The 24,834-nt window shown below is 56.8% G+C and carries 22 protein-coding genes and 1 tRNA gene; 9 read left to right on the forward strand and 14 right to left on the reverse strand.

From position 1 onward, the window contains the following. Window positions 1-138: 138 nt before the first annotated feature. From Q7U39_03590 to Q7U39_03600, 3 genes are all read right to left on the reverse strand, one after another. Entirely contained in the window at window positions 139-513 is a 375-nt protein-coding gene (locus Q7U39_03590) for a transposase (protein MDO9117014.1), read from the reverse strand. A 365-nt stretch (window positions 514-878) separates the two neighbouring features. Continuing rightward, a complete protein-coding gene (locus Q7U39_03595; GenBank protein ID MDO9117015.1) occupies window positions 879-1,781 on the reverse strand; it encodes a hypothetical protein in 903 nt (300 codons plus the stop codon). An 11-nt stretch (window positions 1,782-1,792) separates the two neighbouring features. Then, entirely contained in the window at window positions 1,793-3,511 is a 1,719-nt protein-coding gene (locus Q7U39_03600) for a DUF4384 domain-containing protein (GenBank protein ID MDO9117016.1), read from the reverse strand. Between the two features lie 176 nt (window positions 3,512-3,687). Between Q7U39_03600 and Q7U39_03605 the strand changes: the two genes are divergently transcribed. The 3 genes from Q7U39_03605 to Q7U39_03615 all read left to right on the forward strand — a co-directional run bounded on the left by Q7U39_03605 (window position 3,688) and on the right by Q7U39_03615 (window position 7,240). Then, window positions 3,688-4,269, forward strand: a complete 582-nt coding sequence (locus tag Q7U39_03605) for a sigma-70 family RNA polymerase sigma factor (protein ID MDO9117017.1) — start codon at window positions 3,688-3,690, stop codon at window positions 4,267-4,269. After that, window positions 4,266-4,934 carry a zf-HC2 domain-containing protein gene (locus tag Q7U39_03610; GenBank protein MDO9117018.1) on the forward strand — a complete coding sequence of 223 codons (669 nt, stop codon included), beginning with the start codon at window positions 4,266-4,268 and terminating at the stop codon, window positions 4,932-4,934. Before Q7U39_03605 ends, Q7U39_03610 begins: the two co-directional genes overlap by 4 nt. Window positions 4,935-5,023: 89 nt before the next feature. Next, the gene (locus Q7U39_03615) at window positions 5,024-7,240 is read left to right on the forward strand and encodes a caspase family protein (GenBank protein ID MDO9117019.1); all 2,217 of its coding nucleotides are present in this window, start codon (window positions 5,024-5,026) and stop codon (window positions 7,238-7,240) included. Window positions 7,241-7,296: 56 nt separating this feature from the next. Here the strand turns inward: Q7U39_03615 and Q7U39_03620 are convergent. The 3 genes from Q7U39_03620 to rph form a co-directional block, all read right to left on the reverse strand. Then, a tRNA-Pro gene (locus Q7U39_03620) sits at window positions 7,297-7,373 on the reverse strand. Further along, window positions 7,364-7,981, reverse strand: coding sequence for an XTP/dITP diphosphatase (locus Q7U39_03625; protein ID MDO9117020.1), 618 nt, complete (start codon window positions 7,979-7,981; stop codon window positions 7,364-7,366). Before Q7U39_03625 ends, Q7U39_03620 begins: the two co-directional genes overlap by 10 nt. 9 nt (window positions 7,982-7,990) lie before the next feature. Next, on the reverse strand, window positions 7,991-8,734 hold the full coding sequence (gene rph, locus Q7U39_03630; GenBank protein ID MDO9117021.1) for a ribonuclease PH: 744 nt from the start codon (window positions 8,732-8,734) through the stop codon (window positions 7,991-7,993). A gap of 440 nt (window positions 8,735-9,174) precedes the next feature. On the opposite strand from rph, the gene Q7U39_03635 reads away from it, so the two are divergent. Together Q7U39_03635 and Q7U39_03640 are read left to right on the forward strand one after the other, a co-directional pair. Further along, entirely contained in the window at window positions 9,175-10,314 is a 1,140-nt protein-coding gene (locus tag Q7U39_03635) for a response regulator (protein ID MDO9117022.1), read from the forward strand. Between the two features lie 135 nt (window positions 10,315-10,449). Beyond that, window positions 10,450-10,956 (forward strand): hypothetical protein, encoded by a 507-nt coding sequence (locus Q7U39_03640; protein MDO9117023.1) that lies wholly within the window; start codon window positions 10,450-10,452, stop codon window positions 10,954-10,956. 74 nt (window positions 10,957-11,030) lie between these two features. On the opposite strand, the gene metH is transcribed toward Q7U39_03640, so the two are convergent. Continuing rightward, window positions 11,031-14,726 carry a methionine synthase gene (metH, locus tag Q7U39_03645; GenBank protein MDO9117024.1) on the reverse strand — a complete coding sequence of 1,232 codons (3,696 nt, stop codon included), beginning with the start codon at window positions 14,724-14,726 and terminating at the stop codon, window positions 11,031-11,033. Between the two features lie 135 nt (window positions 14,727-14,861). Here metH and Q7U39_03650 point away from each other — a divergent pair, with 135 nt between their 5' ends. Further along, window positions 14,862-15,644, forward strand: a complete 783-nt coding sequence (locus Q7U39_03650; GenBank protein MDO9117025.1) for a hypothetical protein — start codon at window positions 14,862-14,864, stop codon at window positions 15,642-15,644. A 37-nt stretch (window positions 15,645-15,681) separates the two neighbouring features. Here Q7U39_03650 and Q7U39_03655 read toward each other — a convergent pair whose 3' ends face one another. After that, the gene (locus Q7U39_03655) at window positions 15,682-16,320 is read right to left on the reverse strand and encodes a DUF4124 domain-containing protein (protein MDO9117026.1); all 639 of its coding nucleotides are present in this window, start codon (window positions 16,318-16,320) and stop codon (window positions 15,682-15,684) included. Window positions 16,321-16,477: 157 nt separating this feature from the next. Between Q7U39_03655 and Q7U39_03660 the strand changes: the two genes are divergently transcribed. Next, entirely contained in the window at window positions 16,478-16,921 is a 444-nt protein-coding gene (locus Q7U39_03660) for a hypothetical protein (protein ID MDO9117027.1), read from the forward strand. A 35-nt stretch (window positions 16,922-16,956) separates the two neighbouring features. Here the strand turns inward: Q7U39_03660 and Q7U39_03665 are convergent, their stop codons facing one another. Both Q7U39_03665 and Q7U39_03670 read right to left on the reverse strand, forming a co-directional pair. Further along, window positions 16,957-17,193, reverse strand: a complete 237-nt coding sequence (locus Q7U39_03665) for a DUF2007 domain-containing protein (GenBank protein MDO9117028.1) — start codon at window positions 17,191-17,193, stop codon at window positions 16,957-16,959. 92 nt (window positions 17,194-17,285) lie between these two features. After that, a complete protein-coding gene (locus Q7U39_03670; protein ID MDO9117029.1) occupies window positions 17,286-17,567 on the reverse strand; it encodes a hypothetical protein in 282 nt (93 codons plus the stop codon). 59 nt (window positions 17,568-17,626) lie between these two features. On the opposite strand from Q7U39_03670, the gene Q7U39_03675 reads away from it, so the two are divergent. Together Q7U39_03675 and Q7U39_03680 are read left to right on the forward strand one after the other, a co-directional pair. Then, complete coding sequence (locus Q7U39_03675; GenBank protein MDO9117030.1) at window positions 17,627-18,376, forward strand: iron-containing redox enzyme family protein; 750 nt, start codon at window positions 17,627-17,629, stop codon at window positions 18,374-18,376. 86 nt (window positions 18,377-18,462) lie between these two features. Next, window positions 18,463-19,260, forward strand: coding sequence for an SUMF1/EgtB/PvdO family nonheme iron enzyme (locus Q7U39_03680; GenBank protein ID MDO9117031.1), 798 nt, complete (start codon window positions 18,463-18,465; stop codon window positions 19,258-19,260). A gap of 20 nt (window positions 19,261-19,280) precedes the next feature. Here the strand turns inward: Q7U39_03680 and Q7U39_03685 are convergent, their stop codons facing one another. From Q7U39_03685 to Q7U39_03700, 4 genes are all read right to left on the reverse strand, one after another. After that, window positions 19,281-19,643 (reverse strand): PilZ domain-containing protein, encoded by a 363-nt coding sequence (locus Q7U39_03685; GenBank protein ID MDO9117032.1) that lies wholly within the window; start codon window positions 19,641-19,643, stop codon window positions 19,281-19,283. A 382-nt stretch (window positions 19,644-20,025) separates the two neighbouring features. Beyond that, on the reverse strand, window positions 20,026-21,363 hold the full coding sequence (locus tag Q7U39_03690) for a DUF1501 domain-containing protein (GenBank protein ID MDO9117033.1): 1,338 nt from the start codon (window positions 21,361-21,363) through the stop codon (window positions 20,026-20,028). Window positions 21,364-21,389: 26 nt separating this feature from the next. Beyond that, window positions 21,390-23,162 carry a DUF1800 domain-containing protein gene (locus Q7U39_03695; protein MDO9117034.1) on the reverse strand — a complete coding sequence of 591 codons (1,773 nt, stop codon included), beginning with the start codon at window positions 23,160-23,162 and terminating at the stop codon, window positions 21,390-21,392. A 722-nt stretch (window positions 23,163-23,884) separates the two neighbouring features. Next, window positions 23,885-24,834, reverse strand: a 950-nt coding sequence (locus Q7U39_03700; protein MDO9117035.1) for an IS3 family transposase, incomplete at its 5' end; no start/stop codon positions are given.

Here is a 24,834-nt window from a genome sequence, read left to right on the forward strand (position 1 = left end):
GCCCAGCGCGACCGCCTGCGAGTGGGAGGGATGCACCCACCCTGTGAGGACAGCACGCCATGAACCGATCCCGCGTGCTTGCCGAGCGCTCGCCCGATCTCACTCAACGACTGTCCCTGTTTCCATCGCTGCCAGAGTTCAGCTTTCTGGGCCGCAGACATGCCCGGACGTCCCATCTGTCCCATCCGAATCACCCTCCCACTCCACTGTATCCCAGAGGGTGTTGCCTTGATCGGTTGAACTCACCGCGGCTTTTTTTAAAATGTCGCGCTCCTCGCGGAGGCGCGCATTTTCCCGCCGTAAGCGTGTGAGCTCATCCGTGCTGTGGGCACGGCCACCCTTGCCGGGGAACGCGGCGTCGCCGTGTGTCTCGAGTTCCAGTTGCCACTTGTACAGGTGGTTCCGGCGCAACCCTAACTCACGAGCCACGGCAGCGGCGGGTTTCCCAGACGACTTCCACAGCCGGACCGCTTCGAGTTTGAACTCTTTGGTGAACTGTGGACGCTTCGCCATCGGACACCTCCTGGGACACATTGTCCCCTTTTTGAGGTGTCCACGAAAGTAGGGCTAGCTCAAACCGCCCCCTTTCCCGCTTCAACATTGATCGCAAATCATAGGAGGTGATCAAGGATGAGCTTCGCAGGGGTCAGATCCCATTGAGGCTGAACCGGAGGTTCAATACGGATGGGGAAATCGAAGAAGACATCCAGTCCGGCTTCCACCGACTTTGCCAATTTCGGATGAGGAAGAGGAAAATCCGACACCGACCCAGGCCGGGAGGGTCAAGGAGGCTTTGCTCTATTCCAGAGACTACCTTGCTCGCGGTGCCGAGGCTCAATTTATTCGGACAGTATCTGGTCACGCCATGGCCTACAGCCCTAGCGCAGCACGTAGTTCACCCGATAGTCTGTTCCCTGGAAGCTTGATTGAAGAATCTGAACCTGGGCGGGACTCATGGGATTCACGCCGGCGTTCGCCAGTAATTCGGCGCGCACAAACTGAAAGACTTGCTGGTCAAACTGCATTCTGGTTTGGGGCTGGAGCAGCAACTCACGCATGCTGTTCTCCAATGCTGGCTGCATCTGCTTGAAGTATTCCACTGCGGCCTTGCAAATATTCACCGGAAAGATGACGTCGAAGAAATGCGTGCATTTATCCGCTTCTTTCACGGAGCCCAACACGGCAATACGGAGGGAATGATAAGTTGGATAGCCTCGCTGATCAGTCGTCGGCGTCAGAAAGACATCGACAAGGACCTTTTCCGCCACCAGATCGGAGAGAGCAGAGTCGCCCTCGCCTGAGTAGTCCTTATAATAGGTTTTGAACTGGATGATCGGAAACAAGAACTGGAATCGGAGTTCCACTCCCTCCGTCGTTACAAGAGGAGGATTTGATACGCCGCTTACATGAATATAAGACTTCTGTCCGTTTCCTAACTCATAGGTATACTTTTCCAGCACGAGCCGACCGGCCAGCCCCCGTCCCAAGGAAAAGTTTGTGTCGAACGGGCTCCGCATGTTCCCCAGTTGGATAAACGATTTCGTCGGGTCTCCGATGATTGCTGTGAAGGGAATCGTTTTGGAGAAGCTTGGGGGTTGCCCGCCGAACTGCTGAGGCATGCTCGGCTGGGCGGGCATCTGTCCCGGCTGACTCGGCATGGACATCGGCGGCTGAACCGGTTGGGTTTGACGCGGAGGAAAGACTTGCGCGGTACTGACTGATGCCGCGAGCATGAGGCCCGCAGTGACTCCTAGCAAGACGGACAATTTGTTCAGTGCCATCGGATTCGCCTTTATTCGTGTTTAAACCATCGCGTGACGGTGACATCTTGTCCGGGCTGTGCTGCCGCATAGGAAAGTGGCGTGACATGCAGCGTGGCGCCGGTATCATCCTGAACTTTGAGGATGCCGCGTGGCGTGACCGATCCGACACCGCGCGGGATGACCGGCGGTTCCTCGACTCGGGCCACGATCTTCGTGGCAGGACGCGGTTCCGCTGCCAACTGAGCGAAGCTTTCTTCCAAATCAGCACGACGGTTGGCGGACGCCACGACGAAAAACGATTCGATCCCTTTGACCTGGTCGAGCGTGTACCACTGCGCCCCCTCTGGAAATGCGTACTCTTGATCCTTCTTCACAGGATTCGGCGTCTTGCTGCCGGCAGTCGGGACAATCGGATCGGCCCAGCCGGAACCGTCGATGGAGGTCATATATAGGTAACAATCGCAATTGGTCCGTACGACGATCTTGAAACGGTCACCGGCCTCTGTGTTCGCGCCTCCGTCCCTGAGCACTTCCCCGTCGCTCATCAACACCACTTCTTTGCCTTTTTCCGTGCGCTTTTGCCGGATCATTGCCACATCGACTGCCACCGGTTCGGACGACACCGAACGCGGATAAATCCCCGCTCCTCCGTATGGCTGGCCGCCATATTGGTGCTGACCGGCGGCTCCATAACCGCCAAAGGCCTGCGGTTGTTGTGGCTGACCATAGGGGGAAGGAGTTCCAAACCCCGGCTGCCCTTGGCCATATCCCAGTTGTGATTGACCATAGCCAGCCTGCGGCTGACCATACCCTTGCCCCATGCCAGCTGACCCATTTGGATTATTGGGGTCAAACCCCGGCTGCGCTTGACCATAGCCAGCCTGCGGCTGACCGTACCCCTGCCCCATCCCGGCTGAACCGTAAGGATTGTTGGGATCGTAGCCCTGCTGTGGTGGAACTCCACCCATCGGATTCTGCATTCCATATGGAGATGGAGTCCCATACGGATTGGCCGGTTGACCATAGACATTGGGCGTCCCGTAGGGATTCTGCTGTCCGTACTGCTGGATCTGTCCATACTGATTAGGCTGCTGCCCATAGGGAGAAGCCTGCCCGTATGGATTCGCCTGTTGCCCGTAGGGTGACACCTGACCATATGGATTCGGCTGCTGGCCGTACTGTTGGACCTGTCCATATTGATTGGGCTGTTGCCCATAGGGAGAGGCCAGACCGTACTGATTCGGCTGTTGAGCGTACGGATTATTTGGGTCGTACGCACCCGGCTGACCGGGAATGGTCTGCTGCCCGGGATATTGCTGCTGAGAGATCCCCGGTTGTGCAGGGAAGCCGCTTTGCCCCTGAAATCCTCCGCCCATTGGCATTCCCGTGTTTGGATCGATGCCACCCGGTTGGACCGGCATGCCAGGCTGACCTGGAAAGGGCTGCTGTGGCATCCCCGATTGTCCTGGGAATCCTGGCTGTCCGGGCATGCCCGGTCCTCCCATAGCCATCGGGGGAAGCCCTTGCATGTAGGGACTCGACAGGCGATTGACCAGGTTACTGAGATTGTCGCGATGCTTGGAGCCGTAATTCGAAAGGCCGGTTTGGAACAGATTCTTGGCAAACTCGAAAGCAACCGGCACCAGAAAGGGAGCGGCGGCACAGGATGTAAGCAGCAGGGGCCCGAGAAACCCCATCGTCAACCCCGTCCGCCTCGTGAAAAGTCGTGGTCTCTGCGCGGTGATCATCCCTACCCTCCCTGTTGTCTCGTCTGTCGAGACCGAACCTGCCAAGGTTCATGGCATTGTAGTCTCGCGGTCGAGGAGGGTCAATGAAACCCGGTCCTATTGAGGGGCGGGGGCAAATGTGTTAGAGCAGTGGCGCCAAGGCAGCGGTGCTCAGCAACCCTTGAACTTGGACGCCCATGAGATCGACCCACCCACAGAATGATGCGGACCCAGCCCTCCTGGCCGACATTGCGGCCGGTAACCAAGCGGCCTTTGAGCAATTGTACCGACTCTATGAAACACGGGTGTTCCAATACATCTCAACCCTCGTGTCCAACTCTGCCCTCGCCGAGGAAATCGTGGGGGATACGATGATGGCGATCTGGCGGGGCGCCGGCACCTTCTCCGGCTCCTCACGCGTATCGACGTGGATATTCGGCATCGCACGCCACAAGGCCCTGGATGCGTTGCGGCGCACAGGACGCGCACAGCGGGAAATCGACCTGGATGGAGCTGCCGACCTTACCTCATTGGAAGACAGCCCGTTCGACCAGGTGCACCGGAGCCAGACTGAGGCCCTGACTAAGCAGGCCCTCTCCACCTTGTCAGGTGACCACCAGGAAATCCTGCGGCTCGTGTATTACGAAGAACTTCCCTATGAGGACATCGCTGCGCTGCTCTCGATCCCGACGAATACCGTGAAAACTCGTGTCTTCTATGCGAAGCAACAACTGAAACGGCACCTTGAGAAGCTCGGACAGAAGGAACCGCTCAGATGAGTGAACGAGAGACGCTGCCGCCAGACATCCATCCGGAAGTAACGCTCCTCCCTTGGTTTGCGAGCGGTACTCTGAAAGAGCCGGAACGGCAGCAGGTTGCCCAGCACCTGGAAAGTTGTGTTTCTTGTCGTCAAGAGCTGAACGAGATCACGGCCATGAAGCTTGATCTGGGAGATGCCTATCGCACATCACCTCAACCATCCATTGAACTATCACGATCGGTCATGCGCCAAGTCGCTCAAGAGGCGGCACGGCACAGGACCTCCTCCGCCACACAGAGCTCCCCACTCAGCGGCCTAGACCAGTGGTTACGGTCCCTTCTTCAATTGCCATGGATACCGACTCTGGCCGCACTGGCCCTCGCGGTGCAGTTCAGCCTTCTGCTCTGGGTCACACAGCCCCCTGCTCCATCGGACCACATCACCTCCCGATCGATTGCGAGTCCGACCGCACGAATCAGAGTCACCTTTCACGAGTCCGCCACCGAAGGCCAGATTCGCGGCTTACTCGACTCACTCCATGCTCGAATCAACGACGGGCCGGATTCCGACCACACCTATGTCCTTCGCATCGATGCAGCCGATGCCACCGTCACACAGACAGTACTCGATACCTTGCGAGGCCGAACCGATATTGTGATCAACGCCGGGGTGCTGTCACCATGAACCGCACCTGAGACGACGTCGACACACTGGATAGTTGATCTAAACTCTCAGAATTCACGTCTTACAGAATAACCAGATAGGTGATGCCGATGCGTTACTCCACTCTCACCGGAACCGTGCTTCTGCTCCTGATCGCCATCGGCTCTATTGCCGCTCATGACCAGGCTGGAGCCCAACAGGCCAGCCCCTCGTCTGGCGGTGCAAAACGGGCGCTCTTGATCGGCATCAACAAGTACCGCGCCGTCCCGAAGCTCCAGGGTTCGCTGAACGACATTGAGACGATGAAACGGGTGCTCGTGAGCCGATGGGGCTTTCCGGAAGCAAACATTCGAACACTCACCGATGAGCAGGCAACGCGGGAAGGCATGCTCACCGCGCTCAATCAGTTCGTCAACGAGACCGGCCCCTTGGATACGGTCTACATCCATTACTCCGGCCATGGATCGCAAGTCGCCGACCTCAACGGTGATGAACCGGACGATCAGCTTGATGAGACACTGGTGCCTCAAGACGGCCGTACCGGCGCAGTCCCGGATATCACTGACGATGAATTGGACGTTATTTTCGGACGGTTGCCGACCAAGAATGCCTTCATCGTCCTGGATTCCTGTCATTCCGGAACGGCAACCCGCTCACTCGATATTCGCACACGCTCTGTTCCTCAAGACACGCGCGTCAACCTCTATCAAGCCCCCCCCCGACCAGAGGTGCACACGAGGGGCAACATTCAAATGCTCCCGGCCAACTTCGTGCTCATGACTGGAGCTGCATCGCATCAAGAAGCGCTGGATGGCCCGGTCGAGGGACGCTACCACGGATTCTTTTCCTACGCGCTCTCGAAGAGTCTGAGCGCCACATCTGTCGGTGCGACGCCTCGGGAGATCTTCCGCGGGGTCGAGGTCGAGTTGAAACGGATTCAAACTCATTTTGGGCGCGCCTCCATGCCAGAGCCGCAACTGGAAGCACCCCCCGATCTGCTCGAACGACCGCTCCTGGGAACCACCGGCAGTTCATCGTCCCGCCTCGCCTGGACCGAGGTCAAACCCGCTACGCCGGGAACAATTACGCTGGTAAACGGACTCTTGTTAGGTGCGGCCCCGGGATCGACATGGGCGATTTATCCTCCAGGCGATGCAACCTTCACCCCGGGCCGGGCTCTGGCAATCGCCACGGTCACGCACCTCGATGGCCAGCATGCGCAGGCCAAGCTTCATCCGGCCGGGAAAAGAATTCAGGACCATTCAAGGGCGGTGGCATTCTTGCCGGCAGCCATCGGGGAGAAGATTCCCGTCCACCTCCTCGATGTGCCGTCAGCGCAACGCAAGCAGATCGAACAAATGTTGCAGAAACAAATCCCAAATCTTGAGCTGGTGGGCCCGGAACAGGCTCCACGATATATGGTCAGTGCACAGGGCTCTACGATCCAGCTGCTGGCGGCCGATGGCATTCAACTGGTCGGCTCGTTCGATGGGAACGGCGACGGGTGGGCTACAGGAGTCGCGATGGTGGTCTCACGCTCGGCTCATGCCTCGGAATTGCTGACTCTGGACAATCCGTCATCCCAACTCAAGATTGACCTTCGCGTGGCCAACGCCCCGGCACCGGGAAAACAGAAAGTCGGGACGCGCGGCATCGCAGTCGTCGCAGCCGATACCCAGCCGGCGCGCTACCGTATCCGGAAACCAGGGAAGCCGCGCACAGCTGAAAACACACTGCAGCTTCAGGTCAAGGTTAATGCGGACGCGTACATCTCCATTGTCGACGTCGATTCAGAGGGGGGTGTGAATCTGTTATTTCCAAATGATTACGCCAAGCCTAGCTTCTATCCCGAGGGATTCGTCAAGGGCGGAGAGATCGTGCTGATACCAGACTCTCTCCATGACTCCAACCGGGCAGGCTTCTATTGGGACTACAGTCCTCCGAAGGGCATGGACACAGTTCGCGTCTTCAGCAGCACCGACCTTGAGACGGCGCAGATGATTCGCCAGCGTATCAAGGAGCTCCAAGCCAATGCCTCAAAGACGCCTGGAAAGATCAGTACCCGAGCGGTCGGTGAATCCATCGACTCAATTCGCGGGGACCTTACCAAGCGTGCGACGCGAGGGATCGTTGCCATCTCTGATCAGACAACCCATCAGCCGGGGCTGGTCAGTGCAGAGTCATCGACAGAACCGGGGCTTTCTCCCCTCGCAGTTCCATCCACCCAGCCTGATATGGTGGCGACACCGGAGCCCGTGTCTGCTCCGTCGGCAGGACCGGCGCCTGATTGGGCCGCCACTTCGATCACAATTAAAGTTGAGGGGTGAAGAACACTCTGAACTGAGCCCGTCTGGGATAGAAGATGACTACGAGGAAGGAAGTTTGGTCGGGGCGAGAGGATTTGAACCTCCGACATCCTGCTCCCAAAGCAGGCGCGCTACCGGGCTGCGCTACGCCCCGACGATGCTCTCAGACTGCCGTGCGCGAAGGAGTTCCTTGGCTTGCAGAAACGCCTTTGCGCGATGACTGATACGATTTTTCTGCTCAGCAGAAATCTCTGCTAGCGTCGCCTTCAACTCCGGCACATAGAAGACCGGATCGTATCCGAATCCTTTTGACCCGCTGGCCTTGTCCGTAATATACCCGGTTAAAACCCCCTGCGTCACCTGAACGGGTTCTCCCGGTACGGCGATGGCCGCTACCGTGATGAATCGAGCGGTCCGTCGCTCGTGCGGAACGCCCTCGAGCTCCTGAACCAGCTTGCGACAATTATCTTCGTAGGTGGCGTGCTCCCCCGCATAGCGGGCTGCATAGACGCCAGGCCTGCCATCCAGTGCGTCCACTTCCAGCCCGGTATCATCGGCCACGGCCGTCAACCCCGTTGCCCTCGCAATCTCGCAAGCCTTCTTGATGGCATTGGCCTCACAGGTCGCACCGTCTTCTTCAACTTCAGGTGCGTGCGGAAAATCAGCCAGCGTGCGGATCCGAATGCCCAAATCGCCAAGCAACGCCGCCAATTCTTCGACTTTGTGCCTGTTTCTCGTCGCGAGGACGACTTCTGAAATCACAGCGACCTGCTAGTCTAAGGAACCGATGAGTTCTTTTTGAATGGCCGTGAGCCGCTGAATGGCCTGCCATCCAAGATTCAAAAACTCGTCCATATCCTGCTTGGCAAAGGGGGTCTTTTCCGCAGTTCCTTGAACCTCGACATACCGACCTCGGCCGGTCATCACAAGATTCATATCCACTTCAGCCATGGAGTCTTCGGTATAGGCCAAATCCACCATGACTTCCCCGCCGACTTTACCGACACTAATCGCCGCCAAATAGTCAGTCAGCGGAAGGCGCCTGATCATATCTTTCTTCTTCAGCACCATGAACGCATCTGCCAAGGCAATAAACGCCCCGGTAATCGACGCGGTCCTGGTTCCCCCGTCGGCTTGAATCACGTCGCAGTCGATCCAGATGCTCCGCTCACCCATTTGCGTCATGTCGGTCACGGACCGCAACGCGCGGCCAACCAGCCGTTGGATTTCCAGCGTTCTTCCGCCCTGCTTTCCTTTGACGGCTTCCCGGGAAGTCCGCTCATGGGTCGCACGGGGGAGCATGGAATATTCAGCCGTCACCCATCCGCTGCCTTTTCCTTTGAGAAACGGGGGCACTTTCTCTTCGATCGACGCCGTGCAAATGACCTTGGTATCCCCCATTTCAATGAGGACAGATCCTTCGGCGTGTTTGGTAAAATTCCTCGTCACTTTGACCGGCCGATGCTGGTCCTTCCGTCTGCCATCAAATCGCACTAATCCGGCTGCCGCACTCATCGCATACTCCCCTTCTCGTCTTCAAAAGTAAGAGCGAGATTATAGTGGAGCCCTATCCAAAGCGCAAACCAACACCCACCGACTGCTTCCGAGCAATTTCTACTCCGCCAGTGTCTCTATATGTACGAAATACGCCTACGCCACAGACACATTCTGTACATGTCGCTGTTGAGTCGACCGCCTGGATCCTCGTCACACAACGAACAGAGGATTTCGTCTGAAAGACACGAACGGCTTGCTGGTAAAGACATTTCATGCGACGCTCAGTCCCATGGATCACAGTCTGCAGAGGGTTGAAACATTCAGCGCGCCGACGCCATTGAGTGGCACAAAAGGTGCAGAATATCGGGCAGTTCACGTGACTCTCAAGAGTCCACAAAACAAGCCGATAATGATTCTACACAACAGCCTTCACTCAACCTCAATACCGCAATAACTCCATGCCTACTTCGCCTGATCGGGATACACAACAAGCTCTCCTTGAAAACCGGAATATTCTGGTCGTCGACGATGAGGAACCGATTCGCCGCCTACTGGGCTACATGCTCCAAACTCATGGCTATACCGTCACACTTGCCGCCGATGCGCGTGAAGCCCGCCAAAAGATTGAGGAACAACCCTTCGCCTTGATGCTGTGCGACGTGAACATGCCCGGAGAATCCGGCATGGATCTCGTCCGTAACCTGCTTGTGGACCGTCCCCACATTGCCGCCATCATGGTCACCGGACTCGATAGCTCCGTGCTGGCAAACGCCGCTCTCGACATGGGAGCGTTCGGGTATATCGTCAAGCCATTCGAATCAAACGAAGTGCTTATCGATGTCGCCAATGCCTTGCGCCGTCGCCGCTTGGAAATGGAAAACCGCTTACATCGAGACAATCTTGAAGACATCGTCAGAACCAGAACGATGGCTTTGCAACAGGCCCTTGAGTGGCTGGAACGCAGCGAGAAAGAACTCCGCCTCTCCCGGGAAGAAACCATCGAACGATTGGCGATCGCCGCTGAGTTCCGTGATAGCTCGACCGCCCAGCATATCCAGCGGATGAGCCACTATTGCGAATTGCTGGCACGCAAGGTAGGTCTGGCGCCTGAGCGGGTTGACCTGATTCGGACCGCCAGCCCGATGCATGATATCGGCAAGATAGGAACTCCGGATCACGTGCTTCTTAAGCCGGGGAAATTCACCGCGGCTGAGTTTGACGTCATCTCCCAGCACGCAGAGATCGGTTATAAGATTCTCTCTGGATCTGACTCGGAGCTCCTGAAAGTCGCCGCAATCATTGCATGGACACATCACGAACGGTATGACGGAACCGGATACCCCCGCAAGTTGAAAGGCGAGGAGATTCCGATCGAGGGACGCATTGCCTCTATCGCTGACAACTTCGATGCCATGACCACGGCCCGAGTCTATAAACCGGCCTTTGACTTCGAACACGCCCGCGACTTGATGATCAAAGAACGCGGCCGACACTTCGACCCGCAATTACTCGACCTCTTCCTGTCATCCCCCGAGGATCTCCGCCGCATTCACGAGCAATACGCTGACCATTCACGGCAAGATCCCACAGCCGCTTAGCGCATTCTTCGCAATTCGTTGACCCCTTTTCACCTCACCGATATACTTTTTTTCATTCCACCGGAACCACGCACCACTACGTTCCGAAGGCTGTCTGATACCGACATCCGTGATGAAATGAAAGGGTCGCCGACCATGGCCAAGAAGACCACTGCGGTCCAGAAGCGGACTGCGAACAGAAATTGGATCGCCTACCTTTGTGAAGCGTTAGTGACATCCGGTGTCATGCCGACGTGGGAAGCCGCCACGTATCTCACCGAAAACCTCTTCGGAGAAAAGCCCAACCCTCGACTCTTGACTCCCTCCCATGCGCATGAGATGACCGCCCAGTTCCTGCGTCGACTCTACGCACCAATCGCCGAAGCGGCCATGCGAGACAGCCATCTTCCGGCGTCAGAGAAGCTCCACGTATTCACCGACATTAGCCTAACCGGGAACTCGGCCGTTCTCGTGGTCCATCTCTCAAAGACCGACCACACTCAGCACCTGTTGCTCCTGGATCCCGCAAAAGCGTGGGACCTCGTATTTGCCGACGCAGAATCGTTCAACTCGTGGGCTGAGGCCCGCTACCGATGGATCTTCCAAGCGCTCCAAACAGCCCGCCTGAATGCATCCAAAGATGTGCTTGAGACAGCCGTCTAGCCTCTACCCCAACCACACTCCTCATGTCTTGAGCGCGGATAAAGAGATTTTCAGGATTTAGAAACCGGAAACCGCTAGGAGGATTCGTAGTTGAGATTCGGCGAGAGCCAGCGCTCGACAGTGCGCAAGTCCATCCCTTTTCGGCTGGCATAATCTTCGACTTGATCCTTTCCGATCTTCCCCACCGCAAAATATTTCGCCTCCGGATGAGCGAAGTAGAACCCGCTGACGGCCGCAGCCGGCAACATGGCAAAGCTCTCGGTCAGCGTGATGGCGGCGTTCTGTTCGACCTGAAGCAGATCAAACAAGAGCCGCTTCTCGGTATGGTCGGGGCAGGCTGGATAGCCAGGCGCCGGCCGGATGCCGCGATATTTTTCGCGAATCAGTTCTTCGGTAGATAGCGTCTCCTGTGTTCCATACCCCCACTCTTCGCGGACACGTTTATGGAGATACTCCGCAAACGCCTCAGCCAGTCGATCCGCCAGGGCTTTTGCCATAATCGAGTTATAGTCGTCATGATCCTTATCGAAACGACGACACAATGCATCCAGGCCGATACCCGCCGTCACCGCAAATGCCCCGAGATGATCCTTCCGGCCTGATTCGCGAGGTGCCACATAGTCGGCCAGTGCGAGATTCGGTTGCCCCTGAGGCTTTTCCGACTGCTGTCTGAGCGTATGGATGGTTGTGACTCGCTGCCTCTGCGCACCATCGTGATAGAGTTCAATGTCATCGCCCGCACTTGCTGCGGGGAAAAATCCGTACACGCCCTTCGCGGTCAGCAGCTTCTTCTCTATAATCTCATCCAGCAGTCGACGTGCGTCATCATAGAGTTCTTTTGCCTTCGGACCGACCGTGACGTCCTCGAAGATCCCCGGATACCGGCCCCTTAACTCCCAGGTATGAAAGAACGGCGACCAATCGATAAAAGGTACCAATTCCCTCAACGGTTGGTCATTGATTGTCCGCACGCCCAGGAAGGACGGCACAGGAATCTCCACGGTCGTCCAGTCGGTAATGAGGCTATTGGCGCGTGCTTTCGCGATCGGCAAGACCGGCTTGGTCCCGCGATCTTGATGGGCCTGTCGCATCCGATCGTAATCATCTCGGACTTGTTGCACAAACGCGGCCTTCTGCGACGGACTAATCAGACTGCCCACGACACCGACCGCCCGTGAGGCATCCAACACATGGACCACCGATGGCGTATAGGACGGGGCGATCTTCACCGCCGTGTGAGCCTTGCTGGTCGTCGCCCCGCCGATGAGCAGAGGCACGGTAAAACCTTCGCGGGTCATTTCCTTGGCGACATGCACCATTTCGTCCAGTGAAGGCGTAATGAGCCCACTCAACCCGATCACATCGACCTGAAGATCCTTGGCCGTTGCCAGAATTTTCTCACAGGGCACCATCACACCAAGATCGATCACCTCATAGTTATTGCAACCCAACACCACCCCGACGATGTTCTTCCCGATGTCGTGCACATCGCCCTTCACCGTGGCGAGCAAGACCTTCCCTTGCGCCTGATAGCCCCCCGCTCGTTTCTTTTCTTCTTCCATATAGGGCATGAGGTAGGCGACGGATTTTTTCATGACCCGGGCGCTCTTCACGACTTGTGGCAGGAACATTTTTCCGGACCCAAACAGATCCCCGACGACGTTCATCCCGGCCATCAACGGCCCCTCGATAACCGACAAGGGCTTCGGATACTTCTGCCGTGCCTCCTCCGTATCCTGATCGATGTAGTCCGTAATGCCTTTGACGAGGGCGTGCGAAAGGCGCTCCTCAACCGTCCCTTTGCGCCACTCGTCATCTTTAACGACCGCCTTTCCCTTTTGCTTCACCGTCTCGGCAAAATTCACGAGCCGTTCGGTGGCATCCGGACGCCGGTTCAGCAGCACATCTTCTACAAGTCCTAGCAGGTCTTTTGGAATTTCTTCATACACGGCCAATTGACCGGCATTGACAATCCCCATATCGAGGCCGGCCTTGATGGCATGATAAAGAAAGGCCGCATGCATCGCTTCACGGACCACGTTGTTCCCGCGAAATGAGAACGAGATATTACTGATGCCGCCGCTCACTTTCGCACCAGGGAGATGCTGCTTAATCCACCGGGTGGCCTCGATAAAATTCACCGCATAGTTGTTGTGCTCTTCGATGCCGGTCGCAACGGTCAAAATATTGGGATCGAAAATAATATCGGTCGCAGGCAAGCCTACCCGTTCCGTTAAAATCTTATAGGAGCGCGCGCAGATGTCTTTCTTTCGCTCCAATGTATCGGCTTGCCCCTGTTCGTCGAATGCCATGACGACGACGGCCGCCCCATACCGATGGACCAGCGTCGCCTGCTGGACAAACTTCTCCTCGCCCTCTTTGAGGCTGATGCTGTTGACAATGGCCTTCCCCTGAATATTCTTCAGACCCGTCTCCAGCACCTCCCACTTGGAGCTGTCGACCATGATCGGCACTTTGCAAATATCCGGCTCCGAGGCGATGAGACGGAGAAACTTCTCCATCGCCGCCTTAGAATCCAACATGCCTTCATCCATATTGATGTCGATGATCTGCGCGCCACCTTCGACCTGTTGTCGTGCCACAGAAAGGGCCGCTTCATAGTCACCGGCCAGGATCAGCTTTGAAAAGGCCGGCGAGCCGGTCACGTTGGTCCGCTCACCCACGTTCACAAAGTTTGAATCGGGACGCAGAGTGACCGCTTCCAGCCCGCTCAGACGAGTGTAGGGTTCGACCGTTGGAATCGGCCGAGGCTTCAGGCCGCGCACGGCTTCCGCAATCTTCTTGATATGGTCCGGCGTCGTCCCGCAACAGCCGCCCACGATATTGAGCCAGCCGTTCTGGGCCCAGTCCCGCAACTGGGGCGCCAGCGTGTCCGGTGTCTCGGGAAATCCCGTGGGCAGGAGCGGATTGGGCAATCCGGCATTGGGATGCGAGCTGATATAGATCGGGGCGATCTGCGACAGCTCTTCGATCAACGGCCGCATTTCCTTCGGCCCCAAAGCGCAGTTCATTCCGACGCTCAGTAACGGCACATGGGAAATTGAGTTCCAGAAGGCTTCAACCGTTTGACCTGTCACACCCCGATTGCTGCCCGCTTGGATGAATGTCACGGAAGCCATGACAGGCACTCGGCGGCCACCCTGGTCGAAGACCTGTTGGATGGCAAAGAATGCCGCCTTGGCGTTGAGTGTGTCGAAGATCGTTTCGACGAGCAACAGATCGGCCCCGCCGTCGAGCAGGCCACGCACCTGGTCACTGTAGGCCGCGACAAGCTCTTCGTAGATCGTTCCCCGAGCCGCCGAGTTGTTGACGTCCGTCGAGATCGATGATGTTTTGGTTGTTGGCCCGATGGCCCCGGCCACGAAGCATCGCCGACCGGGCTGAGCCGCCTGCACCTTGAGAACCGCCTGCTTGGCGCATTCGGCCCCGGCTTTAGACAGTTCGTAGCCCAACGTCTCCATGTGATAGTCCGCCAGGGAGATCGCTTGAGAATTGAACGTGTTCGTTTCAACAATATCGGCTCCGGCTTCGAGATACTGCCGGTGAATATCTTCAATAATGCCCGGCTGCGTGATATTCAATAAATCATTGTGGCCCTTGAGGTCCTGCTTCCAGTCTTTGAACCGCTCGCCGCGAAAGGCCGCTTCATCCAGCTTCCGCTGTTGAATCATGGTCCCCATCGCTCCATCGAGGATCAGGATTCGGCTCTTGAGTAGTTGTTCGATCGACGTCTGTGAAGAATTGCCCACTGGTGCATGTCTCCCGTGACAAATATTACAAGGATGCCATGATACTGAAAGGGTACCGGACCAGCAAGCCAGGCCGCTTTCTTGACAGACCTTCAACCCTGTCGATACGATGCCCGCACCAGACGGAGGATGCCATTGCCGACTCGACCATCTAGGTACCGCCTCACGTGGTTGCTCCTACTCGGCGCCCTGCTGTGCACCCCGTACAACCTCACGGCCGCACCCTACTTTGAAGACGGTTTCCTGGGCCTGACCCAACGTGAGCTTCACGAACGGCTGGGGATGCCGCAGGCGGTACGGGATAGGAAGTCGGCCCTTCGGGTCTTCACCTATTACCCTATCACCGACTGGCAAAAGTACTTCAGCAAACTGGTGTCGCCCGAAAATGGCGAAGACGTCTACACGTTCACCAGAAGCGGCATCGATGTCCGGTACTCCTTCGCCTACGCCGTCGATCCCAACGATTCGAGCGAGACTCGCCCCCTGTATGTGCGGCTTGTAGATATTGAATTCACACCGCCGGTCCCCATTGCCCAAGTCCCCTCGCTCGTTCCCGAGTTCAGCCCTTCCAAAGATTCCCAGGCACCGGCCTTTCGATCGAACATCTGGGTCTTGCTTTTTAAGGGGCCCCCGTCAGACGCCGCCCGCTTTTTGATTAAGGAGAAAGGAAAAGAGCAACTGGACTGGACACTGACCTATCAGCTCTTTTCGCTGCAAGGCCTGCCTGATCGGTTAACCACGAAGGCGACGATCGACCGTATGGAAATCAGCACGCAAAGCCTCCAATTGGTCAAACAGCGCCAGCGGCATACCCACGAGGCCATCGCGAACCCCTATTCGCCTGAATTTTCAGAACGGATGAGTCCTTCGCCCGCTCCCCAACCCAAGAAGATTCCGGTGCCCCACTACGCTGAATAGAACGCCTCACCAAGAGAGACTGGCAGGGCGTGTCCGCCTACGGCCCGACCTGCTTGAGACGATCTTGTTGAGCTTGTCCCACTGCCGTCGCGCGTCCCTTCATACTCGTCATTGGACCATTGTCACTTACATAGAGCAAAACCGGTGTCGCCACGCCAAGCGTCACCAGTAGGCAGAGCGCCAGCAGACGCATCAATTGGCTCTTGCTAAAATACATGAGCAGCAAAAGCACAACCGCTGCCGCACCGGCATAGTTCACAATCTGCGATTGCGAAGAATTCATGTCTGATGTTGGGGCCGTTGATGGTACCGAGGCTGTTTTTGTGAAAGCGGAGGGAAGTGCAATGCCGAAGCCCTGAAGCCACTCCGCTACTTTCTGTTTGAATGACGCAATGGCAGTTGGCGACACAACTGATCTTACAGAGTCCAGAGCTGACGGAGGGTGCTCCTGGGGTGTCGCTTGCTCATGTGTCTTCACCTTCGCCCGATACTTCTCCGGAATGTTTTCCATCGAATCGCTAAACCGGGGATTGCCTTGCTCGTCGATATAGGAATAAATCGTCGTCGCATGGGCCTGGAAGGGATACGGATCCATGCCAAGCAGCAATAATCCGGCCAGCATAATCCATCCCAATCTCGGCCGAATTGATCCGATCCGATATGCAAATCGTTTCATCGTTGACCTCATCCATGCTCAGGGGTCTCACCAGGACCGTCGTGTCCTTGGCCAGGGCTACCCTGCTAAATTATCCTGAGTTCATGCCCTCTTAGCTTGACTCGCCCTACCCCCCTTAGTTAGCATGCGCCAGTTCATTCAGGAAGCAATTACGACTATGGAACAGACGCCCTCTGCCTCCGAACAGGTCCCCGTCCACCAGGACGAGCCATCGTTTATTCGACGCCCCCTCGTCCGTAAAATCATCTATGCAGGGCTGGCTCTCTCGTTCCTGATGATGGTCGTGGTCCCTCTTGCGGTTCAGCTGAGAGATCCTGATTTTCAGAAACATATTGAGCAGCGCCGGGTGATGGCCGGCATGTCGAAAGACCAGGTCCTCAAATCCTGGGGAGGGCCGCAGACGATTAATACGTCCTTCACGAAGGAAGGACTACGTCGCGAGGAATGGATTTTCGAAGATTGGATCAGTGCGGCCGAGGTGAAGCACCGGTATCTCTATTTCGAAGAAGGCCTGCTGATCGGCGGGTGGTATGAAGGATCCGGGGAACGTAAACCCGTCGACCTCCCGGCCGACTCTCCCCATCCAAAAATTCCGCGATGACCGAGGCGTGAGAGCGAGTGGTCACATGCGATCCGCTACGGCGATGGTGCAACTTCTCGAATCGACAAACGCAAGCGGCTGATCAGCGCGGTTGCCCGCTCCCATTCGGATTCGTCCACCATCACCTGGCAACACAACTCGAAGACACCAGGATACAGACTGCTCACGTGTTCATCCTGAAATATGCATGCAATGCCGTTGGCCTCGCACAGGCTTTTGATGATCCCAAGCTCCCCGATATCCTGAGCCGTAGTCAAATACCGCATTCGCATGAGGAAATTACCGCTCCTTACCCTAAGGATCGAGGAGAAAACCTTGCGGGCATTTGCACTTTTTGCAGAGCCGCTTTACACTCAAACATCAGTTAGGGCGTTTCTCTGATTTGCACGCGACGCTCTCGGCCACCGCCGGAAACCGTCAGGACTCGTTTCCACTCACGAATCTGATAGACCGCCCAAGCATTTGGCTGGCCTTTATAAAATGCAGTGGCGTCTTCACCCGTGGCGTTGAGGAAGGTGGGTTCTGTAAACCCTTCTTCGAGCACATAGTCCAGCAGGCAATCCGTTGAAAAGCCGGGCCCCTGCAAGGCGATATCCGCTAATAGGGTCAGGATCTCGTCGGGATTTTGAATAGTAATTGGATTCATCGCTGTCCTCTCAGAGTCTGAGGATTCTAACGAGGCGGCCTTCAAGAAGGCAAGGTACGATGGCATCACGACTGACACAAGCCCGCTTTCTCGACGCATTGCTCAAAGTCATGGACGGCAAACACCATTGGGCATGGGATCACTTCGCCACCGGACGATTGACCAAAGAGCAGCTTAAGATTCATTTTCAGCAGGAATACTTCGTCTACGTCCGCGATTTCCCCGTCTTCCTCTCCCGAATTCATGGACACAACCCACCGCCGGCCGTTCGTCGCATGCTGGCGGAGAATATCTATGAGGAAGATACCGGGGGACTGTCACTCGGCAAGTCTCATCCGGAACTCTTCCTCACGATGATGGAAGGATTAGGGTTCTCCGCAAAGGATTTCGAGCAGATCCGTCCGTTACCCGCGAGCCGAGCCTATCGTGCGTGGCTGGATCGGGTCTCCACGCAACAGGCCTGGGTCCTGGGCGCAGCCGCCCTTACCATTTTTGTGGAAGGCAGCGTCAAAGACCGGAAAGAACTGCGGGAGCCCTCCAAGCCGAAGACGGCGGAGGAGATCGAGACGACCATAAAAAACCATCCACTGGTCCGCTATCATGGCAACTCTCCGGATTGCATGGATCTCATTCGGGCTCATCAGCTCGTTGAATCCGGTCATCGGCACGATGCCTACGACATGGTGACTCAAAACGCTCCGTCCGCGACGACGCAACAGGCCGTTCTCAGCACAGTGAAGCGCAGTCTGCGACTATGGCTCACCTATCGTGATGCAGTCTCCAGAGCCTGCGGCCTCAAAAAGCCCTAACGCCGGTAGGAATGAGAGGCCTTCTCCATACTCTCCTTATCCTATGTTCGATAGTGCCCGCTTTGGGCGCCGACGCTCCCCCTGAGATGGCGCTGATCCCCTCCGGGGAATTTCGTATGGGCACCGCGGAGGGTAGCGACGGCCTCGCCGACGAACATCCCGAGCGGCTGGTCTTCCTCCACGCATTCCTCCTAGATCGGTTCGAAGTGACCAATGAGGCCTATGCCGCTTTTGTCCAATCGACCGGTCACCGCCCGCCGGCAAACAATAATCCGGCGTCGACGATCTGGGACGGCGCTACCTATCCACAAGCCATCGCCAAACACCCCGTGGTGAATGTGAGCTGGGACGATGCCGTGGCCTATTGCCAATGGTCTGGCAAGCGCTTGCCCACCGAAGCCGAATGGGAAAAGGCCGCGCGAGGAACCGACGGACGCCGCTATCCCTGGGGCAACGACTGGAGTTGGACGAAAGCGAATAGCGCCAGCTATTGGGCCGGGCAAACCATTGAGTTTCAAAGCGGCGCCGATTGGGAGGCGTTCTGGATCAAAGGCGATGGCGCACGGCTGGTTAAAGAGAACGGTATCAAGGGAGAAATTTTGACCCTGCCCGTGGGAAGCTTCCCTGACGGAGCCAGCCCGTACGGTATCCACGACCTCGCCGGCAATGCCGCCGAATGGGTGCAGGATTGGTATGATCCTAACTACTACCGGTCGGCTCCACTCAGTGACCCACGCGGACCCGAGCGGGGTGCCATTAAGTCGATGCGAGGCGGATCCTGGTTGAAACCGGCGATCAGCTTACGGACCAGCGATCGCGACTGGGGAATCATGGACAGCCGCCCGAGCGGCACAGGGTTTCGATGCGCCAAAGATAGTTTCTGACGACGGCTTCTCCATCGAGGCTAAGCCGCTTGTGACCTCACGTTCACGCCCTGCGAGAGTGTGCTGAAAAACTGACTCAATTGGGCTGCAGGCTCCGGCTCCATCCGTTCAAGTTTCACCCCGCACTCTCCCCCCTCTACCCAACGCACAACCGCACGGGCAATCGGTAGTGACGAGGCCGCACCGGGCAACGTGATGTCAAGGCTCAGCATCATTCCTGGGACCAATGCTTCCTGTCCTTTGAGACGCCATCCCTCTCTTGTCATATCCACCACAACGCCCTCTCTGATCTGCCCATTGATGCAATACCGAACAGGACAACGAATCTCGTACCGATAGCGTCTCCGCACATAGTGGAAATAGGCTGGCGTCGTTTCACTCACATAGTCTGCTTTCCATCTTTTCGTCGAGGCTCTACGGGATCGACTACCACCAGTCCACATCAGAGCGCGATGCCAATCTAGAGCAGCGACCCGTACAAGGGCATAGGCCGCTATCGTCGCCACCCCCCCAATGCCAAGCAACTCAAGAATACCCATTCGCAGGCCTCCCATAGCAGACACGAGCCAGATACAATCGTACTGATAAAGAGAACTGTACCCTGGAAAGCTAGCTTTGGTTAGAGTGCAGAATGGTTAGTTCGAAAGGGGGGACTAAGAGGAGACGACACGTACCAACGCCAACCAATACAACTGCTGGCTGGTAGTGCTAATCCCTCAGGGACAACGACAACCGCCCATGGCAAGTATCTCCCGGCCACGGCCACTAGACGAACAGCCCGACGGGCGTATGGACATGGCCGGGCAGGACAGCGCCGAGCTCCGAGGTGCTGGCGCCAAAATGCTTGACCAGCACATCAGCAAACACGTCCCTGAATTCCACCGTTGGTCTGATGTACCGCCCTTCATCGAGATTGGCCTCCGTTAATGAACTGGGCCAGCCTGCAACGCCTTTATACACCCCACCCTTCACCGATCCGCCAACCAGAAACCATGCCGAAGCCTTGCCATGGTCCGTCCCCCCGCTCGCATTTTGTCTCACGGTCCGACCGAATTCAGTGCAGGTCAGCACTACCACATTATTCATTAATGGCCCCAGATCATCGACAAAGGCACGGATGCCTCCGGAAAAGTCCGTAAGTCGACCGGCTTGTCGATTGGCTGCCGCGCCACCTGCCCCCTGATCGTCATGCGTATCCCACCCGCCAATATCCACGGTGGCCACCTCAAGCCCGAGGCCCGAACGAATAATATGAGCCAGATCCCGCATTTCCCGTCCGAAAGTCGTATTGGGATACGTGGCACCGTTTTGCGGAGCAGCGGAGCCAATTCCCTCGATCGCAGCGACCCGATTCATGAGCTCAGGCCCGAGTGCGTGCACCGCGGCTCGAGCTGGGTTCCTCGTGCTCGACGCCGGATCTTGGGCGTACATTGCGCGTAGATTCGCCTCCAACGCGGCCTTGGACGACCCAAGACGGGCGAAGCTGAGCGAGGACACATCGGTCAGCGCAGGAACCAGCACTGTTCCACGCAGAGACTTGGCGACATTGCCGCCGATCGCAGCGGCTCGAATGGTGGACGCCCCTGCGGACGGCACGGCAGCCAGATAACGATTCAACCATCCGTCTCGCTGATCCGGGAAACCATGCTCGATGGTGTCCTGGTCCGTAAAATGCGACAGCGTATTTCCAGCAAATCCCGCCGCCGGCAGAATCGCCAAACGATTGCTGGTGTAGAGTCCGTGTAAAGGAAGAATGGAGGGATGCATCGCAAAGCCAGTCCCCGCTAGGTCAAGCCCCGACCCATCGCCGGATCCCGGCGGCAGGATCCCGATGCCGCCATTGGCTGATCGGGGACGCATCACATAGTACTGGGGATCCGAATAGGGCACGATGGTATTCAGACCGTCGTTACCGCCGCGTTGAAAGACGACCACCAGCGTCTTGCCCGCATTGCTCGCCGCATGCGCCCGGCTCTGAAAGAGCATCTCCAAAGGAAACATGTTGGCGGCCAACGCGGTCGCGGCCAACCCCATGGCCCGCTTCAAGATAGTCCGACGTGATACCTGTTGGAACGCCGATGAGCAGCAATGACAGTGATCCATGATTGTCCCTCTCAATGATCGTCCAACTATTGATAGAGATAGCGCGGATTCGTAAGGATGCTTGCCAGCGTCCGGTCCAGCGCCGCCTCGGTGCTGGAATTGTCCAAATTAAACGTTCCGCCGCCGCTTCGCAGTGTGGTCAGATAGATCTGATACTCCGTCGCCGTAGCCACCCGATCCGTCGTAAGATTCAGGAGAAAACCTAAGACCTCCGCCTCGGTCCTCAAACCAAGATTCTTCAGCCACAGACGTGTCTGACCCCCGCTCGTATCCGATCCGAATCGGATGGTCGAGCCATACCCAGGGATGGTGGCTTCGTAAGCCATGGCCGTCTCATGAAACAGGACATACGTATTCAACCAATGTTCGGATTTTTCTTTATATCCAGTCGGTGGAGGCATTTCAAACAACCCCTGCCCGGTCGCCGTCAACCGCCGACGGATAGGCTCATGCGATGACCACACTCCAAGATTGCGATAGAGTCCGACGACGTACTCCAAGGGCGTCTTCACGAGGCTTCGATAGTTGGCCACATTATTGAAGTCCGCCGACGTGACGATGGCAATCAGCACTTTGCGTATATCGCCTCCTGAATCGCTGAAGACCGACGCCACTTCGGTGATCAGCGCTGAAGACGGTGTTTCACTGACGAAATATTCGCAAAGCTTCTTCGCCAAATGCCGCGCGGTTGATGGATGGCTGGCTGCAATCTGCAACACTCGCTCCCCTTCGGTCGGTCCACTCCCATCAAACGCCACAGACTGCCCCAGCACCGTTTTGGTTCCCGGGCTGTGCCGACCGGATACAAAACGAAAGCCTGGCGCCGAGCCTTCCGGCACCGTCCAACCGGTAAAGGCTTTGGCGGCCTCATCGATATCCGTCTGCGTATATCCCGCTGGATGGCCCTGCTCATCCACGCCAAGCGTGTGGAGCTCCAAAACCTCGCGCGCATAGTTCTCGTTCGGATTCTCTTTCTTATTCACATCGGTATTCAGGTAAACCATCATGGCCGAGCTCTTTCCGCTCGTAATCAACAAGTCCACAAATCGCCCATAAGCCTGCGCCCGAAAGGCCTCATTCTCATAGACTTCGTATTGGCCGCGGAAATGCGACCGGAAGTCGGTATTGAAATGGTTGTCCCAGAAATAGACCATCTTTTCGAGCAACTGACGCCGGCTATACAGCTTCCTGATGAGGTCATGGTCCTGCACCTGCTGAAGCTGCGGTTTCAATACAGTCGGCTCAGGATCGTCTTTCTTCCAGGCACCCTGAGCGGCCGCCAAACGAAAATCCGTGTCAGTGTCTACAATTGGAATCGCGGCGGGCAACGGGGAGGTTGAATGGAGATTCGTCGGCCATGGCTGTCTCGGATCGAGGCCCAGCTGTTCCTTCATGTAGCCAGTAGCCCATTCTCTAGCCTGGGCTGCTGTCTTATGAGACACCATATTGAGTTGATTGGGAGTGCCCCCGAAGGTCAGGCGATTCAAGACGTGATAGCCGAACCAATTCGCCGGCGCTGCCGGAAGCCCCGAGGTAGGAGGGTCGAGCGGAGGAGCTGGCGTTGCGATTGTCTCAGGAGGAAGCGGGGTGGAGATCACACGCGTGAGTCCTGGAATTCCGGCGGACAATCGCTGAATGCTCTTAGTCGATGGCGTCGACGCCCCTCCAACAACCGAACTGGCCAATGCGCTGGATGCAGGAGCAGCAGCTGCCATAGCCGCAGTCCCACTCATCATCGTAGACAGACCGACCCCGGCCATCGCCGGCGCTCCGGATGGAATGGAACTCCCTGGTTTCATCCCACTCGTACTCTCTTCCATCTTCGCTTGTGCCTGCGCCCTTGGTTCTATCGCCGATAATCGCTGAGACTCAGCAGCCGGTGTCTTGATGGTCGCCTTGGCTTTCTTCTTCCTGGAAGGCTTCTGGACAGGTTCTGAAACCGGGGAAGTCGTTGCCCCCTCCTTCCCCCCCGACAGGCCAGAATCAGCCGGCCGAATAGGTTTGAGAAGCGAGTGTCGCGGTGCAGAAGCAGAATCTGAAACCGGATGCACTCCCCCCTCATGCGCGTAGAGAGAAAAGCTCCCTCCACCTAAGGACCATAGTGAGAGGGCCACGATAATGGAGATTCGACTGGGTCGCGGCCACATCGATTCGGCAATGCGTGACAACATACTGTTTTGCTCATCCTTGACTGACGCCATAACTGACCTCCTTTATGAAACCGAGGTCTCATCCTGTGGTGCGTTGGTTGAGCAAGACCAATACCCTGCCTCTCGTTCTTCGATGCTCGCCTGGTATTCCTATATGAATCGAGGTGTTATCCTGCCGAATCGGACCCCATTAATGGACATTCCATACAGCTGGTGTACGGGAGGCGCCTTCGGATCACGTCCACAATGTGACGCACACTGGCTGGCTCTTCATACAATGAACAGTTGAACCTATGCCTGATCTACTACGTACTAGTGCCTACGACTGGCGGGCAGAGGCATGGACTTCCCAGCCTTTTGTGGACACATCGTTAAGCCCGGTTTGACACGGCTTCAAACGCCTCCGGACTGACCCCCTTCAGATGACTGTGTCGGCGGGTGCGATTATAGAACATCTCGATGTACTCGGCGATCTCGGCTCTGGCCACCTCACGAGTCGTGTAAATCCGTTTCCTGATCCGTTCCTTCTTTAAGCTGCTAAAAAACGATTCCGCTACGGCGTTGTCCCAGCAGTTTCCCCGCCGACTCATACTGGGCTCCAGATGATGCGCATGGCAGAAGCGCCGCCATGCATCGCTGCCAAATTGCGAGCCTTGATCGGAATGAATCAGGGTGTGCATGGGCTTACGTCGCCGAACGGCCATGAGAAGCGCGTCCAGTACGAGTTCTCGGGCGATCGTGGGTTTGGTGGCCCAGCCGACAATGCGGCGAGAATAGAGGTCCATGACGACGGCCAGATAGAGCCAGCCTTCCCACGTGCGGATATACGTGATGTCGGTGACCCAGGCGTGGTTCGGTCGGTGAACGGTAAACCCTCGTTGCAGGGTATTGGGCGTCAGGAGTGACGTATGGCCTGTCGTGTACCGAGGGGCTCGGTAGCCATGTCGCGCTTTGAGGTGATTGGCCTGCATAATTCGAGCGACCCGGTGCTTGCTACACGTCTCGCCCGCTTCGCGCAGATCGAGAAATATCCGTGGGGCTCCATAGACGCCGTGGCTCGCCGTATAGGACGCGCGGATCAGGCCGAGCAACCGCTGATCCTCCACCGCTCGATCGGAGAGGGGTTTTCGCAACCAGGCATAGAACCCGCTACGCGATACGTCGAGCAGACGGCACATGACCGCCGTATCAAACTCTCGGCGATGGGCTTTGATGAAGGTGTACTTCAATCGGACGTGCTGCGATCTCCATCGATTCCCCATGAATCCTCCCCCTGTTCTAACGACCACCCTAAGGTGTCCGTTAAAGCCTGGGAAGTCCA

This window comes from Nitrospira sp. (assembly GCA_030653545.1).
Classification (GTDB): domain Bacteria; phylum Nitrospirota; class Nitrospiria; order Nitrospirales; family Nitrospiraceae; genus Nitrospira_D.

What these genes read in the sequence shown, in the direction of transcription:
- Q7U39_03590 (MDO9117014.1), bottom strand. Translation starts at nt 513, where the DNA reads ATGGCGAAGCGTCCACAGTTCACCAAAGAGTTCAAACTCGAAGCGGTC.
- Q7U39_03595 (MDO9117015.1), bottom strand. Translation starts at nt 1,781, where the DNA reads ATGGCACTGAACAAATTGTCCGTCTTGCTAGGAGTCACTGCGGGCCTC.
- Q7U39_03600 (MDO9117016.1), bottom strand. Translation starts at nt 3,511, where the DNA reads ATGATCACCGCGCAGAGACCACGACTTTTCACGAGGCGGACGGGGTTG.
- Q7U39_03605 (MDO9117017.1), top strand. Translation starts at nt 3,688, where the DNA reads ATGAGATCGACCCACCCACAGAATGATGCGGACCCAGCCCTCCTGGCC.
- Q7U39_03610 (MDO9117018.1), top strand. Translation starts at nt 4,266, where the DNA reads ATGAGTGAACGAGAGACGCTGCCGCCAGACATCCATCCGGAAGTAACG.
- Q7U39_03615 (MDO9117019.1), top strand. Translation starts at nt 5,024, where the DNA reads ATGCGTTACTCCACTCTCACCGGAACCGTGCTTCTGCTCCTGATCGCC.
- rph (MDO9117021.1), bottom strand. Translation starts at nt 8,734, where the DNA reads ATGAGTGCGGCAGCCGGATTAGTGCGATTTGATGGCAGACGGAAGGAC.
- Q7U39_03635 (MDO9117022.1), top strand. Translation starts at nt 9,175, where the DNA reads ATGCCTACTTCGCCTGATCGGGATACACAACAAGCTCTCCTTGAAAAC.
- Q7U39_03640 (MDO9117023.1), top strand. Translation starts at nt 10,450, where the DNA reads ATGGCCAAGAAGACCACTGCGGTCCAGAAGCGGACTGCGAACAGAAAT.
- Q7U39_03655 (MDO9117026.1), bottom strand. Translation starts at nt 16,320, where the DNA reads ATGAAACGATTTGCATATCGGATCGGATCAATTCGGCCGAGATTGGGA.
- Q7U39_03660 (MDO9117027.1), top strand. Translation starts at nt 16,478, where the DNA reads ATGGAACAGACGCCCTCTGCCTCCGAACAGGTCCCCGTCCACCAGGAC.
- Q7U39_03665 (MDO9117028.1), bottom strand. Translation starts at nt 17,193, where the DNA reads ATGCGAATGCGGTATTTGACTACGGCTCAGGATATCGGGGAGCTTGGG.
- Q7U39_03670 (MDO9117029.1), bottom strand. Translation starts at nt 17,567, where the DNA reads ATGAATCCAATTACTATTCAAAATCCCGACGAGATCCTGACCCTATTA.
- Q7U39_03675 (MDO9117030.1), top strand. Translation starts at nt 17,627, where the DNA reads ATGGCATCACGACTGACACAAGCCCGCTTTCTCGACGCATTGCTCAAA.
- Q7U39_03680 (MDO9117031.1), top strand. Translation starts at nt 18,463, where the DNA reads ATGGCGCTGATCCCCTCCGGGGAATTTCGTATGGGCACCGCGGAGGGT.
- Q7U39_03690 (MDO9117033.1), bottom strand. Translation starts at nt 21,363, where the DNA reads ATGGATCACTGTCATTGCTGCTCATCGGCGTTCCAACAGGTATCACGT.
- Q7U39_03695 (MDO9117034.1), bottom strand. Translation starts at nt 23,162, where the DNA reads ATGAAACCAGGGAGTTCCATTCCATCCGGAGCGCCGGCGATGGCCGGG.